The sequence below is a fragment of the Geodermatophilus amargosae genome, from assembly GCF_900116515.1.
Classification (GTDB): Bacteria; Actinomycetota; Actinomycetes; order Mycobacteriales; family Geodermatophilaceae; genus Geodermatophilus; species Geodermatophilus amargosae.
The window spans coordinates 63,949-84,124 of the sequence record NZ_FPBA01000020.1 but is presented as its reverse complement, the minus strand read 5'-3'; the positions used below and the strand labels follow the sequence as shown (position 1 = coordinate 84,124).

The 20,176-nt window shown below is 74.1% G+C and carries 22 protein-coding genes and 1 other RNA gene; 20 read left to right on the top strand and 3 right to left on the bottom strand.

The genetic code is table 11. The features are described 5' to 3' along the window. Window positions 1-102: 102 nt before the first annotated feature. Window positions 103-714, top strand: a complete 612-nt coding sequence (locus tag BM414_RS21450; RefSeq protein WP_139245971.1) for a hypothetical protein — start codon at window positions 103-105, stop codon at window positions 712-714. Window positions 715-748: 34 nt separating this feature from the next. Then, entirely contained in the window at window positions 749-2,125 is a 1,377-nt protein-coding gene (locus BM414_RS21445) for a LamG-like jellyroll fold domain-containing protein (RefSeq protein WP_093582783.1), read from the top strand. 210 nt (window positions 2,126-2,335) lie between these two features. Here BM414_RS21445 and BM414_RS21440 read toward each other — a convergent pair whose 3' ends face one another. After that, on the bottom strand, window positions 2,336-2,884 hold the full coding sequence (locus tag BM414_RS21440) for a pentapeptide repeat-containing protein (RefSeq protein ID WP_093582781.1): 549 nt from the start codon (window positions 2,882-2,884) through the stop codon (window positions 2,336-2,338). Between the two features lie 111 nt (window positions 2,885-2,995). Between BM414_RS21440 and BM414_RS21435 the strand changes: the two genes are divergently transcribed. Further along, window positions 2,996-4,024: an esterase/lipase family protein gene (locus BM414_RS21435; protein WP_093582779.1), complete on the top strand. Its 1,029-nt coding sequence runs from the start codon at window positions 2,996-2,998 to the stop codon at window positions 4,022-4,024. 58 nt (window positions 4,025-4,082) lie between these two features. On the opposite strand, the gene BM414_RS21430 is transcribed toward BM414_RS21435, so the two are convergent. Then, window positions 4,083-4,322 (bottom strand): hypothetical protein, encoded by a 240-nt coding sequence (locus BM414_RS21430; protein ID WP_093582777.1) that lies wholly within the window; start codon window positions 4,320-4,322, stop codon window positions 4,083-4,085. Between the two features lie 50 nt (window positions 4,323-4,372). Here BM414_RS21430 and cutA point away from each other — a divergent pair, with 50 nt between their 5' ends. Then, window positions 4,373-4,699 (top strand): divalent-cation tolerance protein CutA, encoded by a 327-nt coding sequence (cutA, locus tag BM414_RS21425; RefSeq protein ID WP_093582775.1) that lies wholly within the window; start codon window positions 4,373-4,375, stop codon window positions 4,697-4,699. Between the two features lie 10 nt (window positions 4,700-4,709). Here cutA and BM414_RS21420 read toward each other — a convergent pair whose 3' ends face one another. After that, complete coding sequence (locus BM414_RS21420) at window positions 4,710-5,609, bottom strand: NADP-dependent oxidoreductase (RefSeq protein ID WP_093582773.1); 900 nt, start codon at window positions 5,607-5,609, stop codon at window positions 4,710-4,712. Between the two features lie 90 nt (window positions 5,610-5,699). Here BM414_RS21420 and prfB point away from each other — a divergent pair, with 90 nt between their 5' ends. The 16 genes from prfB (at window position 5,700) to ssrA (ending at window position 20,089) form a co-directional block, all read left to right on the top strand. Next, complete coding sequence (prfB, locus tag BM414_RS21415) at window positions 5,700-6,812, top strand: peptide chain release factor 2 (RefSeq protein WP_093582771.1); 1,113 nt, start codon at window positions 5,700-5,702, stop codon at window positions 6,810-6,812. 133 nt (window positions 6,813-6,945) lie between these two features. Then, on the top strand, window positions 6,946-7,635 hold the full coding sequence (gene ftsE, locus BM414_RS21410) for a cell division ATP-binding protein FtsE (RefSeq protein ID WP_093582769.1): 690 nt from the start codon (window positions 6,946-6,948) through the stop codon (window positions 7,633-7,635). A 68-nt stretch (window positions 7,636-7,703) separates the two neighbouring features. Continuing rightward, window positions 7,704-8,588 carry a permease-like cell division protein FtsX gene (gene ftsX, locus BM414_RS21405; RefSeq protein WP_093582767.1) on the top strand — a complete coding sequence of 295 codons (885 nt, stop codon included), beginning with the start codon at window positions 7,704-7,706 and terminating at the stop codon, window positions 8,586-8,588. Between the two features lie 50 nt (window positions 8,589-8,638). After that, on the top strand, window positions 8,639-9,658 hold the full coding sequence (locus tag BM414_RS21400) for an acyl-CoA dehydrogenase family protein (RefSeq protein WP_139245970.1): 1,020 nt from the start codon (window positions 8,639-8,641) through the stop codon (window positions 9,656-9,658). Window positions 9,659-9,677: 19 nt separating this feature from the next. Next, on the top strand, window positions 9,678-10,154 hold the full coding sequence (gene smpB, locus BM414_RS21395) for an SsrA-binding protein SmpB (protein ID WP_073418869.1): 477 nt from the start codon (window positions 9,678-9,680) through the stop codon (window positions 10,152-10,154). Beyond that, complete coding sequence (locus BM414_RS21390) at window positions 10,151-11,074, top strand: NADP-dependent oxidoreductase (protein ID WP_093582763.1); 924 nt, start codon at window positions 10,151-10,153, stop codon at window positions 11,072-11,074. Before smpB ends, BM414_RS21390 begins: the two co-directional genes overlap by 4 nt. A gap of 58 nt (window positions 11,075-11,132) precedes the next feature. Continuing rightward, window positions 11,133-12,293, top strand: coding sequence for a serine hydrolase domain-containing protein (locus BM414_RS21385; protein ID WP_093582761.1), 1,161 nt, complete (start codon window positions 11,133-11,135; stop codon window positions 12,291-12,293). A 47-nt stretch (window positions 12,294-12,340) separates the two neighbouring features. After that, a complete protein-coding gene (locus BM414_RS21380; protein WP_093582759.1) occupies window positions 12,341-13,234 on the top strand; it encodes an amidohydrolase family protein in 894 nt (297 codons plus the stop codon). After that, window positions 13,234-13,644, top strand: a complete 411-nt coding sequence (locus tag BM414_RS21375; protein WP_093582757.1) for a VOC family protein — start codon at window positions 13,234-13,236, stop codon at window positions 13,642-13,644. Before BM414_RS21380 ends, BM414_RS21375 begins: the two co-directional genes overlap by 1 nt. An 11-nt stretch (window positions 13,645-13,655) precedes the next feature. Beyond that, on the top strand, window positions 13,656-14,669 hold the full coding sequence (locus BM414_RS21370) for a GNAT family N-acetyltransferase (protein WP_245784887.1): 1,014 nt from the start codon (window positions 13,656-13,658) through the stop codon (window positions 14,667-14,669). Then, window positions 14,666-15,124 carry a GNAT family N-acetyltransferase gene (locus BM414_RS21365; RefSeq protein ID WP_175551721.1) on the top strand — a complete coding sequence of 153 codons (459 nt, stop codon included), beginning with the start codon at window positions 14,666-14,668 and terminating at the stop codon, window positions 15,122-15,124. The genes BM414_RS21370 and BM414_RS21365 overlap by 4 nt, the downstream gene beginning before the upstream one ends. A 10-nt stretch (window positions 15,125-15,134) precedes the next feature. After that, on the top strand, window positions 15,135-16,019 hold the full coding sequence (locus tag BM414_RS21360; protein WP_093582755.1) for an SCO6745 family protein: 885 nt from the start codon (window positions 15,135-15,137) through the stop codon (window positions 16,017-16,019). Beyond that, complete coding sequence (locus tag BM414_RS21355) at window positions 16,016-16,549, top strand: carboxymuconolactone decarboxylase family protein (RefSeq protein WP_175551720.1); 534 nt, start codon at window positions 16,016-16,018, stop codon at window positions 16,547-16,549. Before BM414_RS21360 ends, BM414_RS21355 begins: the two co-directional genes overlap by 4 nt. 45 nt (window positions 16,550-16,594) lie before the next feature. Beyond that, complete coding sequence (locus BM414_RS21350) at window positions 16,595-18,208, top strand: SLC13 family permease (protein ID WP_093582753.1); 1,614 nt, start codon at window positions 16,595-16,597, stop codon at window positions 18,206-18,208. A 275-nt stretch (window positions 18,209-18,483) separates the two neighbouring features. Next, on the top strand, window positions 18,484-19,626 hold the full coding sequence (locus BM414_RS21345; protein ID WP_093582751.1) for a magnesium and cobalt transport protein CorA: 1,143 nt from the start codon (window positions 18,484-18,486) through the stop codon (window positions 19,624-19,626). A gap of 89 nt (window positions 19,627-19,715) precedes the next feature. Continuing rightward, window positions 19,716-20,089: a transfer-messenger RNA gene (ssrA, locus tag BM414_RS21340) on the top strand. The last annotated feature ends 87 nt before the right edge of the window (window positions 20,090-20,176 follow it).

Sequence of the window (20,176 nt, the reverse complement as noted above, 5' to 3'; positions counted from 1 at the left end):
GTGGGACGACCGGCTGTCGGCTCACTCCCAGACGGTTCGTCCCCGACAGGACAGGTGGTCGCGGACACCCGTTCGCGCGTCACCCGATCGCAGGACGACACCATGACGACGTACCGCACCGTCCGCCGACCCAGCCACCGCACCGGGCGGCTGGGGCTGGCGGCGAGCGTGCTGCTCGGCCTGATCGCCTCCGCCTGCCTCATCTGGCAGACCTCCGCAGCGGCGTACACGCACTCGACGGGCAACGCGGTCGACAGCTGGGAGACCGGCTCGGTGCACCTCACCGACGACGGCGGCGCCGCGATGTTCACCGTGCGCGGCCTGCGTCCGGGCATGACCGGCACCCACTGCATCACCGTGAGCTCCACCGGCACGGTCCCCTCGACCGCCCACCTCTACGGCGTCGCGCCCGCGGCCACCAACGGGCTCGACGGCCACCTGCGGCTCACCGTCGCCGAGGGGAGCGGCGGCAGCTTCGGCTCCTGCACCGGCTTCACCCGGATCGGCGCGGACCTCTACGACGGCAGCCTGGCCGACTTCCCCGAGAGCTTCGCCGACGGCGTGGGCACCTGGCAGCCGGCCGGCACCAGTGACCCCTCGGCAGCCGAGACCCGCAGCTACCGCTTCACCTACCTCTTCGCCGCCGACGCGCCGGACTCGACGCAGAACAGCAGCGCCTCGGTCACCTTCACCTGGGAGGCCCAGTCGCGCTGAGAGGTCAGCCGACCTCGCCGTCCGGGCACCTGCCATGACGACCGACTCCCGCGCCGGCTGGGCCGCGCTCACCGTGACCGTCCTGGCCAGGGCGGTGCTGGTCACCGTCCTCGGCCTCGTCGGTTGGTCCCTGGTGCCCGCGCTGCTCGGTTGGGAGTCCACGGTCGTGAGCAGCGGCTCGATGACGCCGGCGCTGTACACCGGTGACGTCGCCGTCGTCCGGCCGGTCGCCGCCGAGGACATCCGGCCCGGCCAGGTCCTGCTCGTGGACGATCCCGACCGGTCCGGCGGCCTGCGGCTGCACCGGCTGGTCGAGGTCGAGGACGGCGCCCTGCGGCTGCAGGGCGACGCCAACCGCACGCCCGACACCGCGCTGGTCGACCCGGCGGCCGTCCACGGCGCCGGCGTCCTGCGCATCCCCGCCGTCGGGCTTCCCGTCGTCTGGGCCGAGGAGGGCCGCTGGTCGGCGCTCGTCGGCTCCGGCGCCGGGGCGCTGGCCGTCCTGGCCGCCGCCGGCTGGTGGCGCGCCGCGGACGGCCCGGTCCTGATCGTGCTCCGGGACCGTCCGGCGGCCCGGTCCCGTCGACCGGGCGCCGTGCGCGCCGCCGCGCTGCTCACGGTGGCGGCCGGCGCCACGTGGCTGGTCCCGACACCGCAGGCCGCGGCCGGCTGGTCGGCGCACACGGGCGACGCCGACGCCTGGCGCACCTCCGCGGCCGCCGTCTGGGCCTGCATCGACGAGTCCGCGGTCCGCGCGCGGCGCTTCTACGACTTCCAGGAGGCCTCCGGCACCACCGCCCTGAACACCGGCACCCTCGGCGCCGCCGGCGACGGCACCTACCGGGGTGGCATCGCCTTCGACACCCCGGGACCCGACTGCGGCAAGGGACCTGCGCGGGCGGTCACCCTCGACGGCACGACCGGCTACGTCAGCACCGCCGGCAGCGAGGTCTCGCCGCAGACCTTCACCGTGCAGGTCTGGTTCGCCACGGACCACCCGGGTGGCCGGCTGTTCGGCTTCGCCAAGTACGCCACCGGGATCGGCGGCCAGTACGACCGGCACCTCTACATGACCGATGCCGGGCGGCTCGTCTTCGGCGTCTACAACGGCGGCAACCGCACGATCGGCAGCACCGCCTCCTATGCCGACGGCGGCTGGCACCTGGCCACCGTGAGCATGGGCGCGACCGGCACGTACCTCTACGTCGACGGCGTCCAGGTGGCCGGCGACGCCGCCATGACGGCAGCCGAGCCGGTCACCGGCTTCTGGCGCTTCGGGTGGGACACGCTGGCCAACTGGCCCGACCGGCCCGCCAACGACTGGTACCGCGGCTCGGTGGCGGCCGGCGCGCTGTGGGACACGGCGCTGACGCCCGCCCAGGCCCAGGCCCAGTACCGCCACAGCCCGTGAACGGGACGACGACGTCCGGGAGGGGCGTGCCCGGCGGGCCGCCTCCGGCACCGCCGTCGACGAGGACCGCTACGGCTGCTCGTCGGCCCGGTCGTCGCCACCCACTTCGTCGCCCGGGACGCAGTCACCGACGACCACCTCGCCCCGCGGGGCGCGCACCGCACCGGCAGCCGCTCGACGGAGACGGCGCCGGGGGTTGACCTGGGCCGGTCAACCGATCCGCAGTCCCAGCGACTGCGCGAGGGCGACGGCCTGCTCGGCGCGGATGCGGGCGCCGTCGAGCGGCAGCTCGCGCGGGTCGAACGCCGACAGGTCGCTGCCGCGCAGGTCCGCGCCCGTCCAGCGGCTGTCCGCGAGTGCGGCGGCCGAGAGGTCGGCGTCGGTGACGGTGGCGCCGGTGAGGTCGGCGCCGCGCAGGTCGGCGTCGACCAGGGAGACGAACGACCAGTCGCCGCCGGTCACCCGCAGCGGCCGCAGCGAGCAGGACGCGAAGGCGCTCCCGAGGAACGTGCAGTCGGTGGACTCCGCCGTGGTGGACGAGCACGCGGTGAACAGGCAGCCGCGGAACGCCGAGGCCGCGTGCCGGCCGGCGGAGAACCGGCAGTCGGTGAACGTGCAGTCCTCGAACGTCGCGCCCACCGAGGTCGTCTCGGAGAGGTCCACGTCGAGCAGGGTGCAGCGCACGAACGACTCCCCGGAGAGGTCCTCGCCCCAGCGGTCGTCGCCGCGCAGGGTCTCGCCCTCGCGGGTCGCGGTCACGGCGGCACCGTAGGCCGGGTGGCGCGGCGCACATCCTGAGGGACACTCGATCGTTGTGTTGCACGAGCGCGCGATCCGAGCGCGCCCGACCGCGAGGAGACGCGACCCTCGATGACGAGGTCCCGACTGCTGACCGCCCTGACCGCGGCGTGCGCCGCTGTCCTCCTGGGGAGCGGCACGGCCAGCGCCGCGCCTGCTCCCACGACCTCACCGGACACCGGGGAGTTCGCCCCCGTGGACCGGCCCGGGCCACGGCTGTCGGTGCCCAGGGCCGACCTCGACGCCAGCCTGTCCTGCAACGGCTCCCTGCGCGGGCTGGCCCAGGACCCGATCCTGCTGGTCCCCGGCACCACCATGGACCCCCAGGTGGGCTTCGGCTGGAACTACACCCGCGCCTTCGACCGCAACGGCTGGCGCTGGTGCACGGTCACGCTGCCCTTCGACGCCACCGGCGACATCCAGGTGGCCGGCGAGTACCTCGTCGACGCCGTCCGCACGATGAGCTCGCAGTCGCGCCGCGACGTCGACGTCGTCGGCTGGAGCCAGGGCGGGATGGTGCCGCGCTGGGCGCTGCGGTTCTGGCCGGACACCCGCGAGCTGGTCGACGACGTCGTGGGCCTGTCGCCGTCCAACCACGGCACCCTCGACTCCGCGGTGACGTGCGGGGACTGCAACCCCTCGTTCCACCAGCAGGCCACCGGGTCGCAGTTCCTCGAGGCGCTCAACAGCGGCGCGGAGACCTTCGCCGGCATCGACTACACCGTCGCCTACACCGCACTCGACGAGGTCGTCGTCCCCAACACCCCCGGGGTGGCGAGCTCGGCACTGCGCACCGGTGACGGCGCGATCGCCAACATCGCCACCCAGGCGGTCTGCCCGGCCAACGCCGCCGACCACTTCGCCATCGGCAGCTACGACCCGGTCGGCTACGCGATCGTCGCGGACGCGCTCACCCACGACGGGCCGGCAGTGCGCTCGCGCATCCCGCTGTCGACCTGTCTGCAGGCGTTCCAGCCGGGCGTCGACGCGCTGACCTTCGCCACGGACCACGCGGCCTTCGTCGCCTACGCCGGCGACAGCGAGGGCAACGCGCCCGACGTGGCCGAGGAGCCGGCGCTCGCGCCCTACGTGTACCGCTGACCGGCGACGGCGCACCGCCCGGTCCCGTGCGGGACCGGCGGCGCGCCGTCCGTGCGGATCAGCCGCCCCGCTCGACCTCGGCCTGGACGATGCCGCTGATCGCCACCCGCAGCGCCTCGTTCGACGTGTCGCCCTCGGCGAGCGCCGCGCGGGCGTCCTCGGTCAGCAGCGCCGGGTCGACGTCGTCGAGCCAGGCCACCTCGCCGCCGTTGCGCCGGCCCACCTGCAGTCCGAGGTCGCCGCCCTGCCGGACCACGTACTGCTCGCCGTCGATGTCGAGTGTCAGGTCGTCGCTCATGGGCGGGCCCTACCCCGCGCGCCCCCGGGCACGCACCCCAGGATGGGCACGTGGACCCCGAGTGCTGCGAGGTCGTCGTCACCGGCCCCGACGCCGACTGGCTGGCCGGCTACACGCGGACCCTCGTCGAGGAGCGGCTGGCCGCCTGCGGGCACCAGCTCACCGCCATCCGGTCGGTGTACCGGTGGGCGGGCGAGGTGCACGACGACCCGGAGGCCCGCGTCGCCCTGCACACCCGCCGCGCGCTGGTGCCGGCGATCGTCGCCCGCACCGCCGAGCTGCACCCCTACGACGTGCCGTGCGTCATCGCGCTGCCGCTGGTCGACGGCAGCCCCGAGTACCTGCGCTGGGTGGTGACCGAGACGCGCGGGCCCTGACCCGGGGGACTCAGGGCACCAGCACGAGCTTGCCGCGCACGTGCCCCTCGCGGCTGCGGCGGTAGGCCTCGGCCGCCTGCTCGAGCGGGTAGCTCTCCGCCACCGGCAGCTGCAGCCGGCCCTGGCGCACCAGCCCGGCCACCTCGGCCAGCCGCGGGACGGCGCCCTCGCTCGACGTCGTCACGTGCACGCCGAGCTCGCCGGCGCCGAAGTCGGCGATGGTCACCACCTTCCCGGGGTCGCCGGTGAGCGCCACCAGGTCGCGGACCGACCCGCGGCCTGCGGTGTCGATCCCGCCGTCCACCCCGTCGGGCGCGATCTCCCGCACCCGGTCGGCCAGGCCCTCGCCGTGGGGGACGGGCAGCGCGCCGAGCGAGCGGACGAAGTCGGCGTTGGCCGGCGACGACGTGCCGATCACGCCGAGCCCGCGGCTGACGGCGACCTGCACGGTGACGGTGCCGACCCCGCCGCTCGCACCGTCGACGACGACCGTGCGGCCGACGTCGAGGTTCAGCAGGTCGAGCACGCGGACGGCGGTCTCGCCGGTCACGCCCAGCCCCGCGGCGACCTCGAAGGACACCTCCGGGGGCTTGGGCGCCCACGCGTGCAGGACGGCGTGCTCGGCCGCCGTCGCCCGGCCGAGGCCGAACACCGGGTCGCCGACCTGCACGCCGGTGAGGCCCTCGCCGACCTCGTCCACGATCCCGGCGGCGTCCACGCCGGGCACGGCCGGCCCGTCGGGCCGGTCCCCGCGGGCCATGAGGCCGGTGACCTGCTTCCAGTCGATCGGGTTGACGCTCGCCGCCCGGACGGCGATCCGCACCCGCCCCGGCCCGGCGTGCGGCTCCTGCACCTCCGCGACGCCCACGACGTCGGGCTCTCCGTACTGCGTGTAGACGACGGCGCGCATCCCGCGCTCCTCCCGGTCGGCGGTCAGGACGTGTCGCTGCAACCGCCGTGACCGCCGCCACCTTCCCGGGGCGCACTACCCTCGATCGACGTGGCCGCAGACTTCTCCGTCGTCCTGGACGAACTGGACACGACCCTCACGAGCATCGAGTCCGTCCTCGACGTCGACCGCCTCCGCCGCGAGGTCGCCGAGCTCGAGCAGCAGGCGGCCGCGCCGGACCTCTGGAACGACATCGAGGCCGCCCAGGCGCTGACCTCCAAGCTCTCCTACCTGCAGGGGGACCTGCGCCGGGTCGAGGAGCTGCGCGGCCGGCTCGACGACGTCGGCCTGCTGCACGAGATGGCCGCGGAGGAGAACGACGAGGCCACCACCGCCGAGACCGAGCGGGAGCTGGAGAGCCTGCGCAAGGCGATCGACGAGCTCGAGGTCCGCACGCTGCTCAACGGCGAGTACGACCCCCGCGAGGCGCTGGTGACCATCCGCTCCGAGGCCGGCGGCGTGGACGCGGCCGACTTCGCCGAGATGCTGATGCGGATGTACCTGCGCTGGGCCGAGCGGCACAAGTACCCGGTCGAGGTGTACGACGTCTCCTACGCCGAGGAGGCCGGCATCAAGTCGGCCACGTTCGCGGTCAAGCAGCCCTACGCCTACGGCACGCTCTCGGTCGAGCAGGGCACCCACCGGCTGGTCCGGATCTCGCCCTTCGACAACCAGGGCCGCCGGCAGACGTCGTTCGCCGGCGTCGAGGTGCTGCCCGTCGTCGAGCAGACCGACCACGTCGACATCCCGGAGAACGAGATCCGGGTCGACGTCTTCCGCTCCTCGGGTCCCGGCGGGCAGAGCGTCAACACCACCGACTCCGCCGTCCGGATGACCCACATCCCGACCGGCATCGTCGTCTCCTGCCAGAACGAGAAGAGCCAGATCCAGAACCGGGCGGCCGCGCTGCGGGTGCTGCAGGCCCGGCTGCTCGTCGTCCGCCAGCAGGAGCAGCGCGCCGAGATGGACGCGCTCAAGGGGGAGGGGAGCAGCTGGGGCAACCAGATGCGCTCCTACGTCCTGCACCCGTACCAGATGGTCAAGGACCTGCGGACCGAGCAGGAGACCGGCAACACGTCGGCGGTCCTCGACGGCGACATCGACGGCTTCATCGAGGCCGGCATCCGCTGGCGCCGCCAGCAGGAGAGCGTCCCCGCCAACTAGGGTCGCCTCCGTCACGATCTGGCGGGGTTGGCGGGGCGATCCCGCCGGGTAGGGGCGCGGGTCGGGAAACGCACCGGTGCGTCCTCGCGCGAACCGACCATCGTGCGGCTCCGGGCAGGTACCGTGGCCCCTCGTGATCGAACTGCAACACGTCACCAAGCTCTACCCGGCCAGCGGACGGCCGGCCCTCGATGACGTGTCGACGGAGATCGACAAGGGCGAGTTCGTCTTCCTGATCGGCTCCTCGGGCTCCGGCAAGTCGACCTTCCTCCGGCTGCTGCTCAAGGAGGACGACCCGACCCGCGGGACGGTCACCGTCAACGGCAAGACGCTGAACACGATGAGCAAGTGGCAGGTGCCCAAGCTCCGCCGCACGATGGGCTGCGTCTTCCAGGACTTCCGGCTGCTGCGCAACCGGACGGTGGCGGAGAACGTCGCCTTCGCCCTCGAGGTCATCAACAAGCCGCACCGCACGATCAAGCGGGTCGTGCCCGAGGTGCTGGAGATGGTCGGGCTCGAGGGCAAGGCCGCCCGCCTGCCGCACGAGCTCTCCGGTGGTGAGCAGCAGCGGGTCGCGATCGCCCGCGCGTTCGTCAACCGGCCGCTGGTCCTGCTCGCCGACGAGCCCACCGGCAACCTCGACCCGGAGACCAGCGAGGGGATCATGCTGCTGCTGGAGCGGATCAACCGCACCGGCACCACCGTGATCATGGCGACGCACGACTACCACATCGTCGACTCGATGCGCCGGCGCGTCATCGAGCTCAACGGGGGCCAGATCACCCGCGACCAGACGCGCGGTGTCTACGGCGTGGGCCGCTGATGCGACGCCGTCGCGACGGCCGCTGAGCCGCCCGCTCCCCACGACCTGCACCTCACGACAGGGATTCCATGCGCGTCAACTTCGTCCTCTCCGAGGTGGCCACCGGGCTGCGTCGCAACCTGACCATGACGGTCGCGATGATCCTGACCACGGCCATCTCGCTCGGTCTCATGGGGACCGGCCTGCTCATCGCCGGGATGATCTCCGACATGAAGGAGATCTACTACGACAAGGTGCAGGTCTCCATCTTCCTGGCCGACGACGTCACCGACGAGCAGCGCGGCGCCATCGAGGCGCAGCTGGCCGACTCGCCGGAGGTGCAGAGCTACCTCTACGAGTCCAAGGCCGAGGCCTACGAGCGCTTCCAGCAGCAGTTCTCCCAGCAGCCCGAGCTGGTCGAGAACACCCCTGCCGACGCGCTGCCGGAGAGCTTCCGCGTGGAGCTGGTCAACCCCGAGCGCTACGAGGTCATCGCCGCGGAGTTCCCCAACGGGCAGAACGGGGTGGACCAGGTGCGCGACGAGGGCGACTTCCTCGACCGCTTGTTCAGCCTGCTCAACGGCGCCCGCAACGCGACCATCGCCGTCGCGGTGGTGCAGGCGCTGGCGGCCCTGCTGCTGATCTCCAACACCATCCAGCTGGCCGCGTTCAACCGCCGCAACGAGACCAACATCATGCGGCTGGTCGGCGCCTCCCGCTGGTACACCCAGCTGCCGTTCATCCTCGAGGCGGCGCTCGCCGGCCTGATCGGCGCGCTGCTCGCCGTCGGCGGCCTGGTGCTCACCAAGGTGCTCTTCGTCGACAAGACGCTGGCCGGGCCGATCAAGGCCGGCATCATCCCGCCGGTCGACTGGGGCGCGATCGCCACGATCAGCCCGATCATCGCCGGCGCCGGCGTCGGGCTGGCCGCGGTCGCCGCCTACGTGACGCTGCGCCTCTACGTCCGCCTGTAGTCCCGCCGCCATCCGCGCGCGAAAGGCGGACACCGGGGTAGGGCAGGGGCATGACGACGACGGTGACCGGTGCCACGGCAGACGACCTCGACGCCGGCCGGGCCGACGTCCGCCCCGCCCTGCGGCGGCTCGGTGAGATCGGTGCGTTCGGCGCGGACGACGACGACCCCACCGTCGCGCTGCTGGCCTCGGTGCGGATGCTCCGCCGGCTCGCGTCGGTGTCGCTGGCCACCGCCTTCGGCGCCTGGTCGCAGCGGATGGTGCTCGAGTACCTGCGCTGCTGCCCGCCGCCGGAGCCGCTGACCGGCCTCGTCGCCGAGCTGCGGGCCGGCACCGTCCCCGGCGCCACCGCGCTCGCCCCGGCGGTCGCCGACCTCGCCGGCACCGGCACGCTCCCGGTCCACGCCGTCCGCGACGGCGCGGGCTGGCGGCTGTCGGGCACCGTCGGCTGGGCGTCCAACCTCTTCGACGACGCCGTCGTGGTCACGCCCGCGCGGACCGCCGACGAGGGCCGGGTGGTGGTGCTGTTCCGGCGCACCGACGCCGGCGTGACGCCGACCGGGCCGCACGACCTGCTCGGCCTGCGCGGCACCGGCACCGGCGGCCTGCACCTCGACGGCGTCGTCGTCGGGTCCGGGCAGGTGCTCAGCGACGACCTGGCCGGCTTCATGGCCGTGTGCCGCCCGGCGATGCTGCTCCTGCAGACCGCGCTCGCCCTCGGCGTCGCCGACGCCGCGCTGACCGCCGCCGGCGAGCACCTGCCCGCCGTCCTGCGTCCGGACGCCGCCGCGCTGGCCGAGCGCCGCGACGACGCCGCCCGCCGGCTGGAGGACCTCGCCGGCGACCGGGTGGGCGTGCACCCCGGCGACCTCGCCCGGTTGCGGCTGGCCGCCCTGGACGTCGCGGCGGAGGCGGTGCGGCTGGAGACCGCGGTGGCCGGCGGGTCGGGGTACCTGGCCGGCAGCGACACCGCCCGGCGCGTGCGCGAGGCGGCGTTCCTGCCGGTGCAGGCCCCCACCTACGGGCAGCTCCGGCGCGAGATCGCCGCCGCGGGGGATGGGCGGCGGTGAGCCCCAGTAACCTGGGGACATGCCGCGGGAACAGGGGCGGAAGTTCATCGCCCAGAACAAGAAGGCGCGGCACGACTACTCGATCCTCGACACCTTCGAGGTCGGCCTGGTGCTCACCGGCACCGAGGTGAAGAGCCTGCGCGCCGGCCGGGCGTCGCTGGTCGACGGCTTCGCCACCGTCGACGACGGCGAGGTGTGGCTCCAGCACGTGCACATCCCCGAGTACACGCAGGGGACCTGGACCAACCACGCCCCGCGCCGCAAGCGCAAGGTGCTCATGCACCGCGAGGAGATCGACAAGCTGATCGGCAAGACCCGCGAGGGCGGCCTGACGCTCGTGCCGCTGGACCTGTACTTCAAGGACGGCAAGGTCAAGGCCACCCTCGCCCTCGCCAAGGGCAAGAAGTCCTACGACAAGCGCCACGACCTCGCCGAGCGGGACTCCCGCCGCGAGATCCAGAAGGCCTTCGGCCGCTACGTGAAGGGACGCCGTTGAGGGGCATCGCCTTCGACCGGTTCGGGGGCTCCGACGTCCTGACGCTGCGCGACGACCTCCCCGAGCCGCCGGTCGGCCCGGACACGGTGCTGGTCCGCACGCACGCCGCCGGGGTCAACCCGGTCGACGTCGGGATCCGCGAGGGGAACCTGGCCGGGCTCTTCCCGCACCACTTCCCGATCGTCCCGGGCTGGGACCTCGCCGGCACCGTCGAGGCGGTCGGGCCGGCGGTCGTCGACCTCGCGCCCGGCGACGAGGTGTTCGGCTACCTCCGCCGCGACGACGTCCAGTGGGGGACCGCCGCCGAGCTCGTGCCGGCACCGCAGCGCTGCGTGGCGCCCAAGCCGGAGTCGCTGTCCTTCGCCGAGGCCGGGGCGCTGCCGCTGGCCGGGCTGACCGCCTACCAGGCGCTGACCGAGGCGCTCGACGTCGGCGAGGGCGACCGCGTGCTGGTGCACCGGGCCGCGGGCGGGGTCGGCTTCTTCGCCGTGCAGATCGCCGTCGCGCTCGGCGCGCACGTCGTCGGCACCGCCAGCCCGCGCAGCCACGGCTTCCTGCGCGACGCCGGCGCCGCCGAGGTCCTCGACTACTCCGCCGGGCCGGTCAGCGAGCAGCTCTCCGCGCCGGTCGACGCCGTCCTGGACCTCAACGGCGGCGACGCCCTGGCCGACGCGCCCGAGCAGGTGCGGGACGTCTCCCGCATCGCCAGCGTCGTCGACCCGGCGGTCAACGCGATGGGCGGGCGCTACGTGTTCGTGCGGCCCGAGCGGCACGACCTCGAGGAGCTGGGCCGGATGGCCGACGCCGGCCAGCTGCGGGTGGCCATCGCGAGAGCGTTTCCGCTCGAGCGCACCGCCGAGGCGCACGACCTGGTGGCCGGCGGGCACGTGCGCGGCAAGGTCGTCGTCACGCTGCGGTAGCCGGCGGGCGGACCCGGAGACCCTGGTGGGCGCGTCTCCACCCCGCCAGGCTCCGCCGATGCTGAGAAGACGGCGCGCACTGGTCCTCCTCGCGCCCCTGGTCACCGGGCTCTGCCTGTCCCTGGGGGTGGGGCCCGCGGTCGCCCACGACAGGCCACGGACCGAAGCGCTGCAGAGCGCCCTCGACGACCTGGTGCAGCAGCCGGGCGGGCCACCCGGGGCCATCGTGACCCTGGGCCGCGGCGGGAGCCTCGACGTGCTGACCGCCGGGGTGGCCGACACCGCCACCGGACGCCGTCCCGAGGCCGGGGATGCCATGCGGGTCGCGAGCGTCGCCAAGGCGTACAGCGCCGCGACCGCGCTGCGCCTGGTGTCCCAGGGCGTGCTGTCCCTGGACGACGCCATCGGCACCCGGCTGCCGGACCTGCCGCGTGCGTGGTGGCCGATCACCCTGCGCCAGCTGCTCGGGCACACCAGCGGCATCCCGGACTTCAGCAGGAGCGACGACTTCCGGGCGGAGGTGGTCGCGTCCCTCACCGACCCGCCGGAGCCCCGGCACCTCTTGTCCTACGTCGAGGACGAGCCCCTGCTGTCCACCCCGGGGACGGAGTACCGGTACTCCAACTCCGACAACGTCGTGGTCGCACTGCTGATCGAGTCGGCCACCGGCCGCTCCTACGCCGACGTGCTGCACGCTGAGGTGCTCCGGCCCGCCGGCCTGACCGCGACGAGCCTGCCCACGGGACCCGGGCTGCCCGAGCCGCACGTCTCCGGCTACGACGTGTCGGAGCAGCCGCCCGAGGACGTGAGCACGGTGCTGGCGGCAGGCTGGGCGTGGGCCTCCGGTGGGGTCGTGTCGACCCCCGCCGACCTCGCTCGGTTCATCGGCGCGGACGTCCGGGGGGCCTTCACCGACCGGCGGACCCGGGCCGAGCAGTTCCGCTTCCGGCCGGGGTCGTCGGAGCCGCCCGGCCCGGGCGAGAACTCCGCCGGCCTGGGGCTGTTCCGGTACGACACCCGGTGCGGCACCGTCTACGGGCACACGGGCAACACCGCCGGGTACACGCAGTTCGCCGCCGCCACGGCGACCGGCCGGCGGACGGTCACGGTGCCGGTGAACGCGCAGATCACGCCGAGCACCGCGCCGGGGCTGTTCGAGCGGCTGCACGACGTCGTCGAGCTGGCCACCTGCGCCGCCGTCTCTCCCGGCCGGCGCTGAGCGGGGGGCGGAGGCCTCCCGCCCCGGCGGGCGCTACGTTCCCTCCGGTGAGCCCCCTGCCGCCCCTCGACGACGACGACGTCCCGCGGTTCTGGCGCGAGCTGGGCCTGCCAGGGCTGGTCGACGTGCACGTGCACTTCCTGCCGCCGCGGGTGCAGGCGAAGGTGTGGTCCTACTTCGAGGCGGCGCAGACGCACTACGGCGCGGCCTGGCCGGTGCACTACCCGCTGCCCGAGGACGAGCGGCTCGCCGTCCTCGGCCGGCTGGGCGTGCGCGCGTTCCCGACGCTGCCCTACCCCCACAAGGCCGGCATGGCCGCCTGGCTCAACGACTGGTCACACGAGTTCGCCGCCACCCACCCGCAGGTGCTGTCCTCGGCCACGTTCTTCCCCGAGCCCGAGGCGCCGCACTACGTGGCCGAGGCGCTCGACCGTGGCGTGCGGGTGTTCAAGGTGCACGTGCAGGTGGGGTCCTTCGACCCGCGCGACCCGCTGCTCGACGCCGTCTGGGCGCGGCTGGAGGAGACCGGGACGCCGGTGGTCATCCACTGCGGGTCGGGACCCCTGCGCGGGGAGCACACCGGGCCCGCGCCCATGACCGGCCTGCTCGAGCGGCACCCCGGGCTGCGCCTGGTGATCGCCCACCTCGGGATGCCCGAGTACCGCGACTTCCTCGACCTCGCCGAGCGGTACGAGCGGGTGCACCTGGACACCACCATGTTCGCCACCGACTTCACCGAGCGGCTCATGCCCTTCGACCCCGCCGACCGGCCGCGGCTGGCGGCGCTGCGGGACAAGGTGCTGCTCGGCAGCGACTTCCCGTCGATCCCGTACCCCTACGCCGAGCAGCTGGCCGCGCTGTGCCGCCTGGACCTGGGCGACGACTGGCTGCGCGCGGTGCTGCACGACAACGGCGCCCGGCTGTTCGCACTGGAGGGCTGATGCCGCAGTTCCGCCTCACCGCCGCCGTCCTCGGCTCCCCGGACCCACCCGCCCTGGCCCGCTTCTACCAGCGGCTGCTCGGCTGGCCCCTCCGCGACGACGAGGAGGGATGGGCGACGTTGCGGCCGGCCGACGGCGGCACCGGGCTGTCCTTCCAGCTCGAGCGCGACCACGTGCCGCCGGTGTGGCCGCCGGAGCCGGGCACCCAGCAGATGCAGATCCACCTCGATCTCGAGGTGGACGACCTCGCCGCGGCCTGTGCCGTCGCGGAGGAGGCCGGCGCGCGGCAGCTCGGCGGCTACGACGACCCCGACGAGGTCGTGCGCGTCTACGCCGACCCCGACGGCCATCCGTTCTGCCTGTTCGTCCCGCTGGGAAACGGGTCGCCGACACCGGGGGAGCCCGCCTAGCCTCGTCGCCCGTGTCCGACGTGCTCCCCGCCGACCTGACCGGCCTCCCCGAGGGCCTGACCGCCCGCCCGCTCACCCTCGACGACGCGGATGCCGCCGCCGAGCTGCTCGCCGCGGCCGAGGCCGTCGACGACACCGGCGAGCACGAGGACGCCGGCGACCTCACCGAGTGGTGGGACCGCGAGCTGGTCGACCTGCCCCGCGACGGCCGGGCGGTCGTCGACGAGAGCGGCCGGTTGCTGGCCTGGGCGACCTCGATCTCCCCGCGCGGCGGCCGCGACGCCCTGCGCATCTGGGCCGAGGGCCGCGTGCACCCCGCCGAGCGCGGCCGCGGGATCGGCCGGGCGCTCCTCGCCTGGCAGGTGTGCCGCGGGACCGAGCAGCACGCCGCCTTCGCCCCGCCCGGGCTGCCGGGCCGGCTCGTCGCGTCGGCGTACCCGGCGATGGACTCGGCCGCGCGGCTGTTCGAGCGCGCGGGGTTCACCGCCGAGCGCTGGTACCACTCGATGGAGCGCGACCTCGCCGACGTGCCGGAGGTGCGCCCGGCGCCCGGCGTGGAGCTGGTGCCCTTCACCTGGGACCGCGACGACGAGGTGCGCCGCGCGCACAACGCCTCCTTCACCGCCCACCACGGCTCCACCGAGCGCGACGAGGTCGCCTGGCGCAGCTGGTTCACCGGCCAGCGCGCGTTCCGGCCCGACCTGTCGGTGCTCGCCCTCGTCGACGGCGCGGTGGCCGGCTACGTCCTCGGCTACGTGTACGAGGCCGACACCCGGGCCACCGGCGTCCAGACGGTGCACCTCGGCCAGATCGGGGTGCTGCCGCCCGCACGCGGCAAGGGGGTGGCGACGGCGACCATCGCCGCGTCCCTGCGCGCCGCGGCCGACGCCGGCTGCGGCCGGGCGGCCCTGGACGTCGACAGCGAGAACAGCACCGGGGCGCTGGCCCTCTACGAGCGGGCCGGCTTCCGCACCGCGCGGACCCGGACCGCCTGGGCGTTCGCCGTTCCGCCGGTCGCCGGGTGACCCGTCCGGCCACCCGGGCGGCGACCAGAGCCGACCTGCTGCTGGTCGAGGAGGCCGAGCGCGCCTACGTCCGCGACGTCGAGCCCGGCCAGGAGGCCGCCTGGACCGCCGCGCTGGACCGCAACCGGGCGCTGTGGCGGGCGAACCCGGGCCGCACCACCGTGCTCGAGGTCGACGGTGCGCCGGCCGGGTTCGTCACGTGGACGCCCGACCGCGGCGCCGCGCTGGTGGTGACCGTGCAGGTGCTGCCGCGGTTCCGCCGCCGCGGGCTCGGGCGCCTGCTGCTGGAGGAGTGCGCGTGGCGGGCCGCGGCGGCCGGGTGCGGGGAGGTGCGCCTCGGCGTGCACCGCGACAACCCGGCCCGCGCCCTGTACGAGGGGGCGGGGTTCGCGCCGGCGGGGGAGGACGGCGCGTACCTGCTGTACCGGCGGACGGCGGTCCCGCCCGCTGGCTAGGGTCCACGGCATGGTCAGCGCCGATCAGCCCGCGCCCGCTCTCGACCCGGCCCTCGTCGGCCGCGCGCACCGCGCCGTCGAGCCGCTGCACAACCACGTCTACTTCGTGCCGGAGACCGAGCAGCACCTCACCGCGATCGGCCTGCGGCCCGGGCGGATGGTCTACTTCGCCGGCCGCGCGGCACCGATGGGCGCCGTCGGCCCGGGCGTGGTGACGGCGACCTTCTCCAACTTCTCCCCGGCGATCGTGGGCCGGCACGTCCCGCGCGCGTGGACGCTGGCCTCGCCGGAGCAGGTGGTCACCGCCCGCGCCGCCTCCGCCCGCGCCTCGCTGACCCGCCTGCTCGGCGGGGAGGAGGCCGCGGCCGCTCCCGAGGTCACCGAGCTGACGGACCTGCTGGTCGAGGCGTGCACCGTGCTGACCGCCGAGGGCCGGCCGCTCTACGCCGGGCACGCCGACCTGCCCTGGCCCGAGGACCCGGTCACCCGGCTGTGGCACGCCGCCTCGCTGCTGCGCGAGTGGCGCGGGGACGGGCACGTCGCCGTCCTGGTGCGGGCCGGGCTGTCCGGGCTGGAGGCGCTGGTCACCCACACCGCCACCGGCCGCGGCTTCCTGCCCGCCTCGGCGAAGGCCACCCGCGGCTGGAGCGACGAGGACTGGGACGCCGCCGCGGCCCGGCTGGCCGACCGGGGCCTGCTCGACGGCGACCGGCTCACCGAGGCCGGGCAGCGGCTGCGCGCCGACCTGGAGACCGAGACCGACGCGCTGGCCACGGCCCCCTGGGCGCACCTGGGCCCGGAGCGGACGGCGCGGGTCGTCGAGCTGGGCAAGCGGCTGTCGGCCACCCTCGTCGCCAACGGGGCGTACCCGGCCGGGGTCTTCGCGGGCCGGTGAGCCCCCGCCTGCCCGAGGCCCCCGACGAGGGGCCCACCGCCGACCTGCTGCGTGCCCGCCGCGGCGGTGTGCTCACCGCGCTGGACCGCCTGCTGCTGCACAGCCCGCCGGTGGCCGAGGGCTGGAACGCCCTGCTCGGCGCGCTGCGCGGGAGCACGACGCTGCCCGACGACCTGCGCGAGCTGGTGGTCCTGCGGGTCGCCGTCCTCACCGGGGCGGAGTTCGAGTGGGCCGCGCACGAGCCGATCGGCCGCCGCGCCGGGCTCACCGACCTGCACCTGCGGGTGCTGCGCTCCGGGAACCCGACCGCCGAGGCGGTGTGGTCGCCGGCGCAGGCCGCCGTGCTCGCCTTCACCGACGCCTCGGCCCGCGACGTCGCCGTCCCCGACCCCGTCTTCGCCGCGGTGCGCGCGCACCTCGACGACCGCCAGGTCGTCGAGCTCACGGTCCTGGTGGGCGGCTACGCGATGGTCGCCCGCTTCCTCGTGGCGATGCAGGTGCCCCGACCGGCCGGGGAGGTTCCCGGCTGACCCGCGGCTCCCTATGGTGTGGTTCACATCGTCGGGGGAGGCGCCATGGCCACGATCGAGCGTCCGGAGCAGTCCGGGAAGCGCACCGACGTCGACGCCGCCTTCCGCGGCTCGGCGACCTACCGCAGCCTGGGTGAGCAGCAGCTCAGCCCGGCCGAGGAGCGGTTCGAGAAGGGGCGTCGCACGGTCGGGCTGTTCCTGGCCCCGCTCGTGACGATCGTCTTCGCGCTGCTGCCGCTGGACCTCGCGAACGACCAGCAGCTGCTCGCCGCGGTCCTGCTGGGCGTCATCGTCCTGTGGGTCACCGAGCCGGTGCCCATCCCGATCGGCGGGCTGATCGGTGTGGGCGCGATCGTCGTCCTGGGCGTGGTGCCCGCCGACGAGGCGGTGGCCCCGTTCGGCTCGACGACGGTCTTCACCTTCATCGGCGCGTTCATCCTCGCCGCCGCGATGCTCAAGCACGGGGTGGCGCGGCGGTTCGCCATGGCGATCCTGTCGCTGAAGTGGGTCGGTGCGTCGACCGCGCGGGTGGTCGTCGCCTTCGGGCTGATCACCGCTCTGCTCTCGGCGTTCGTGTCCAACACCGCCACGGTCGCGATGCTGCTGCCGACGGCGCTCGGCATCCTGTCGGTGATCGCCAAGCTGCTGCAGGCCAAGGACCTGGTCAAGCCGGACTTCGACCCGCTGCGGCTGCGGGTCGGCGTCGCGCTGATGCTCATGCTGGCCTACGGCGCCAGCGTCGGCGGGCTGATCACGCCGGTGGGCACGCCCCCCAACCTGATCGGCCGCGGGCTGATCGAGGAGGCGACGGGGGAGCGGATCGGGTTCCTCCAGTGGATGCTCATGGCGCTGCCGATCTGCGCGCTGATGTTCGTGGCGCTCGCCGCCGTCCTGCTGCTGCTCAACCGGCCGGAGATCCGGCGGATCGAGGGCGTCCACGAGTACGTGGAGGCCGAGCGCGCCCAGCTCGGCCCGGTCTCGCGGGCGGAGAAGAACACGCTGATCGCCTTCGGCGTCACCGTGGCGCTGTGGATCTTCCCCGGTGTCATCGCGCTGGTCGCCGGCACCGACTCCGACCTGTACACGACGATCAGCGGCCGGATCAACGAGGGCATCGTCGCCGTCCTCGGGGCCTCGCTGCTGTTCCTGCTGCCGACCGATTGGAAGCGCCGCGAGTTCACCCTCAACTGGTCCGACGCCGCCACGATCGACTGGGGCACGGTCCTGCTCTTCGGCACCGGGATCATCTTCGGGTCGCTGCTCGCCGACACCGGACTGGCCGAGACGATCGGCAACGCCTCGGCCGACACCCTGGGCCTGACCAGCACGTTCGCGATCACGATCTTCGCGGTGATCCTCGCGATCATCATCTCCGAGACGACGAGCAACACCGCGTCGGCGGCGGTGGTCGTGCCGATCATCATCCCGGTGGCCGTGGCCGCGGGGATCAACCCGTTCGTACCGGCGCTGGCGGCGACCTTCGCGGCGTCCTTCGGCTTCATGCTGCCGGTGTCCACGCCGCAGAACGCGATCGTCTACGGCTCCGGCGTCGTGCCGATCACCAAGATGATCCGGTCGGGGATCTCCTTCGACGTGCTCGGTGCGCTGCTGATCGTGGTCCTGCTGCCGGTCATGGTGGGCCTCGTCCTGGACGTCTGACCGCGGTCCGGCCCGGCCGACGGCGGGTGAACGGAGAGGGAAGTCATCCCCTCGGGCCGGGCCGGGAGCGACCCGGCGTGCCACGATGGACGACGGCCCGCAGGACGCCGGGCACCGGTCGACGGGAGGGAGGGCGAGCGCGTGCGCAGCGAACCGCCCAGTCCCAGTCCCGAGGCCCTCTCCGCCTGAACTCCCGGCCGCCGCGCGTGCCGGGGGCCGGTGCGCGGAGGGCCTCCGCTGAGTCCCGTCACCCAGCGTCCTCCGGGAGCCCCGTCATGGCCGACCGTCGCCTCGCGCCCCTCACCGCCCTGTCCACCCTCGGGCGCCGTCCCCGCCCGCAGGTCCTGCGCCCGGTGCCCCCTCCGGCGCCGCCGGCGCCGCAGCCCGAGCGCCTCTCGCGCCTGGTCGACAACGCCGTCTACGCGGGCGGCCGGCGCATCGCCACCCCGTCGTCGGCGGAGGAGAGCCACGACTGGCTCACCGAGGGCTTCGACGACCGGCTGGTGTGGCTGGGTCTCTACCGGCCCGAGCCGGCCGAGCTGGGGGAGATGGCCGAGCAGTACGACCTGCCCGAGCTCGCCGTCGAGGACGCCATCCAGGCCCACCAGCGGCCGAAGTTCGAGCGCTACGGCGACACGCTCTTCGTCGTCCTCAAGGCCGCGCGGTACCTGGACGCGACCGAGGAGGTCGAGTTCGGCGAGCTGCACCTGTTCCTCGGCCGGCAGTTCGCCATCACCGTCCGGCACTCGGAGTCCCCCGACCTCGCCCGCGTGCGGCGGCGGCTGGAGAGCGAGCCGGCGCTGCTGGCCAAGGGCAGCGAGGCGGTGCTCTACGCGATCCTCGACGCCGTCGTCGACGGGTACTCGCCGGTGGTCGCCGGCCTGGCCAACGACATCGACGAGATCGAGACCGAGGTCTTCCGCGGCGACCCCGGCGTCTCGCGGCGCATCTACGAGCTGTCGCAGGAGGTCCTGGAGTTCCAGCGCGCCGCGCAGCCGCTCACCGGCATCCTCGCGGCGATCACCGCCGGGTTCGACAAGTACGGCGTCGACGAGGACCTGCGCAGCTACCTGCGCGACGTCGCCGACCACGTCACCCAGGTCAACGAGCGCATCGAGGCCTTCCGGCTGCAACTGCGCGACATCCTCACGGTGAACGCGACCCTGGTGGCGCAGCGGCAGAACGACGAGATCCGCGAGCTGACCGTGGCCTCGATCGCGCAGGGCGAGGAGGTCAAGAAGATCTCCGCGTGGGCGGCCATCCTCTTCGCGCCGACCCTGGTGGGCACGGTGTACGGGATGAACTTCGACGACATGCCCGAGCTGTCGTGGCACCTGGGCTATCCGTTCGCGCTGGTGCTGATGCTGGGCGTGAGCCTGACCCTGTACGCCGTCTTCAAGCGCCGCGACTGGATCTAGGCGCCCGCCCGTCGATCGTCGACGCGCGCCGGGGTGGCGCGGGAACAACCGGCTGGCCAGCCCGGTTACGATGGGTGCACAACTGCACAGGGGGTGAATGGTCTCGACTGCGGTCGGGTGACCAGGGGAAGCGAGCCGAGGAAGCCGACGATGAGCTCGTTAACCACGCGTCGGAAACAACACAAGCGCCGACTCCAGTCAGCGCGAGTTCGCCCTCGCTGCCTAAGTAGCGAGGCGACTCTGTCAGCCCGGGTTCGTCATCGGCCCGGATCCTGGCATCAGCTAGATGACTGACCGTGTGCGCCGGTCGCGGGCGCGCACGGGACACCAAACAGTGACTGGGCCCGTCACATCGGCTCGTCCGTGAGATCGATGGGGCCGAGCAGAGACAGAGCGGACTGCGCTCGGAGAAGCCCTGGTGATGCGTCGCAGGACGCGGGTTCGATTCCCGCCACCTCCACCCCGGCGAGAGCCCGCACGGACGACGTCCGTGCGGGCTCTCGTGCTCTCGCTCCTGATCGTTTACTCGGACCACAGCGGCTCCGGTACT

What these genes read in the sequence shown, in the direction of transcription:
- BM414_RS21450 (WP_139245971.1), top strand. Translation starts at nt 103, where the DNA reads ATGACGACGTACCGCACCGTCCGCCGACCCAGCCACCGCACCGGGCGG.
- BM414_RS21445 (WP_093582783.1), top strand. Translation starts at nt 749, where the DNA reads ATGACGACCGACTCCCGCGCCGGCTGGGCCGCGCTCACCGTGACCGTC.
- BM414_RS21435 (WP_093582779.1), top strand. Translation starts at nt 2,996, where the DNA reads ATGACGAGGTCCCGACTGCTGACCGCCCTGACCGCGGCGTGCGCCGCT.
- BM414_RS21430 (WP_093582777.1), bottom strand. Translation starts at nt 4,322, where the DNA reads ATGAGCGACGACCTGACACTCGACATCGACGGCGAGCAGTACGTGGTC.
- BM414_RS21420 (WP_093582773.1), bottom strand. Translation starts at nt 5,609, where the DNA reads ATGCGCGCCGTCGTCTACACGCAGTACGGAGAGCCCGACGTCGTGGGC.
- ftsX (WP_093582767.1), top strand. Translation starts at nt 7,704, where the DNA reads ATGCGCGTCAACTTCGTCCTCTCCGAGGTGGCCACCGGGCTGCGTCGC.
- BM414_RS21400 (WP_139245970.1), top strand. Translation starts at nt 8,639, where the DNA reads ATGACGACGACGGTGACCGGTGCCACGGCAGACGACCTCGACGCCGGC.
- smpB (WP_073418869.1), top strand. Translation starts at nt 9,678, where the DNA reads ATGCCGCGGGAACAGGGGCGGAAGTTCATCGCCCAGAACAAGAAGGCG.
- BM414_RS21385 (WP_093582761.1), top strand. Translation starts at nt 11,133, where the DNA reads ATGCTGAGAAGACGGCGCGCACTGGTCCTCCTCGCGCCCCTGGTCACC.
- BM414_RS21375 (WP_093582757.1), top strand. Translation starts at nt 13,234, where the DNA reads ATGCCGCAGTTCCGCCTCACCGCCGCCGTCCTCGGCTCCCCGGACCCA.
- BM414_RS21360 (WP_093582755.1), top strand. Translation starts at nt 15,135, where the DNA reads ATGGTCAGCGCCGATCAGCCCGCGCCCGCTCTCGACCCGGCCCTCGTC.
- BM414_RS21350 (WP_093582753.1), top strand. Translation starts at nt 16,595, where the DNA reads ATGGCCACGATCGAGCGTCCGGAGCAGTCCGGGAAGCGCACCGACGTC.
- BM414_RS21345 (WP_093582751.1), top strand. Translation starts at nt 18,484, where the DNA reads ATGGCCGACCGTCGCCTCGCGCCCCTCACCGCCCTGTCCACCCTCGGG.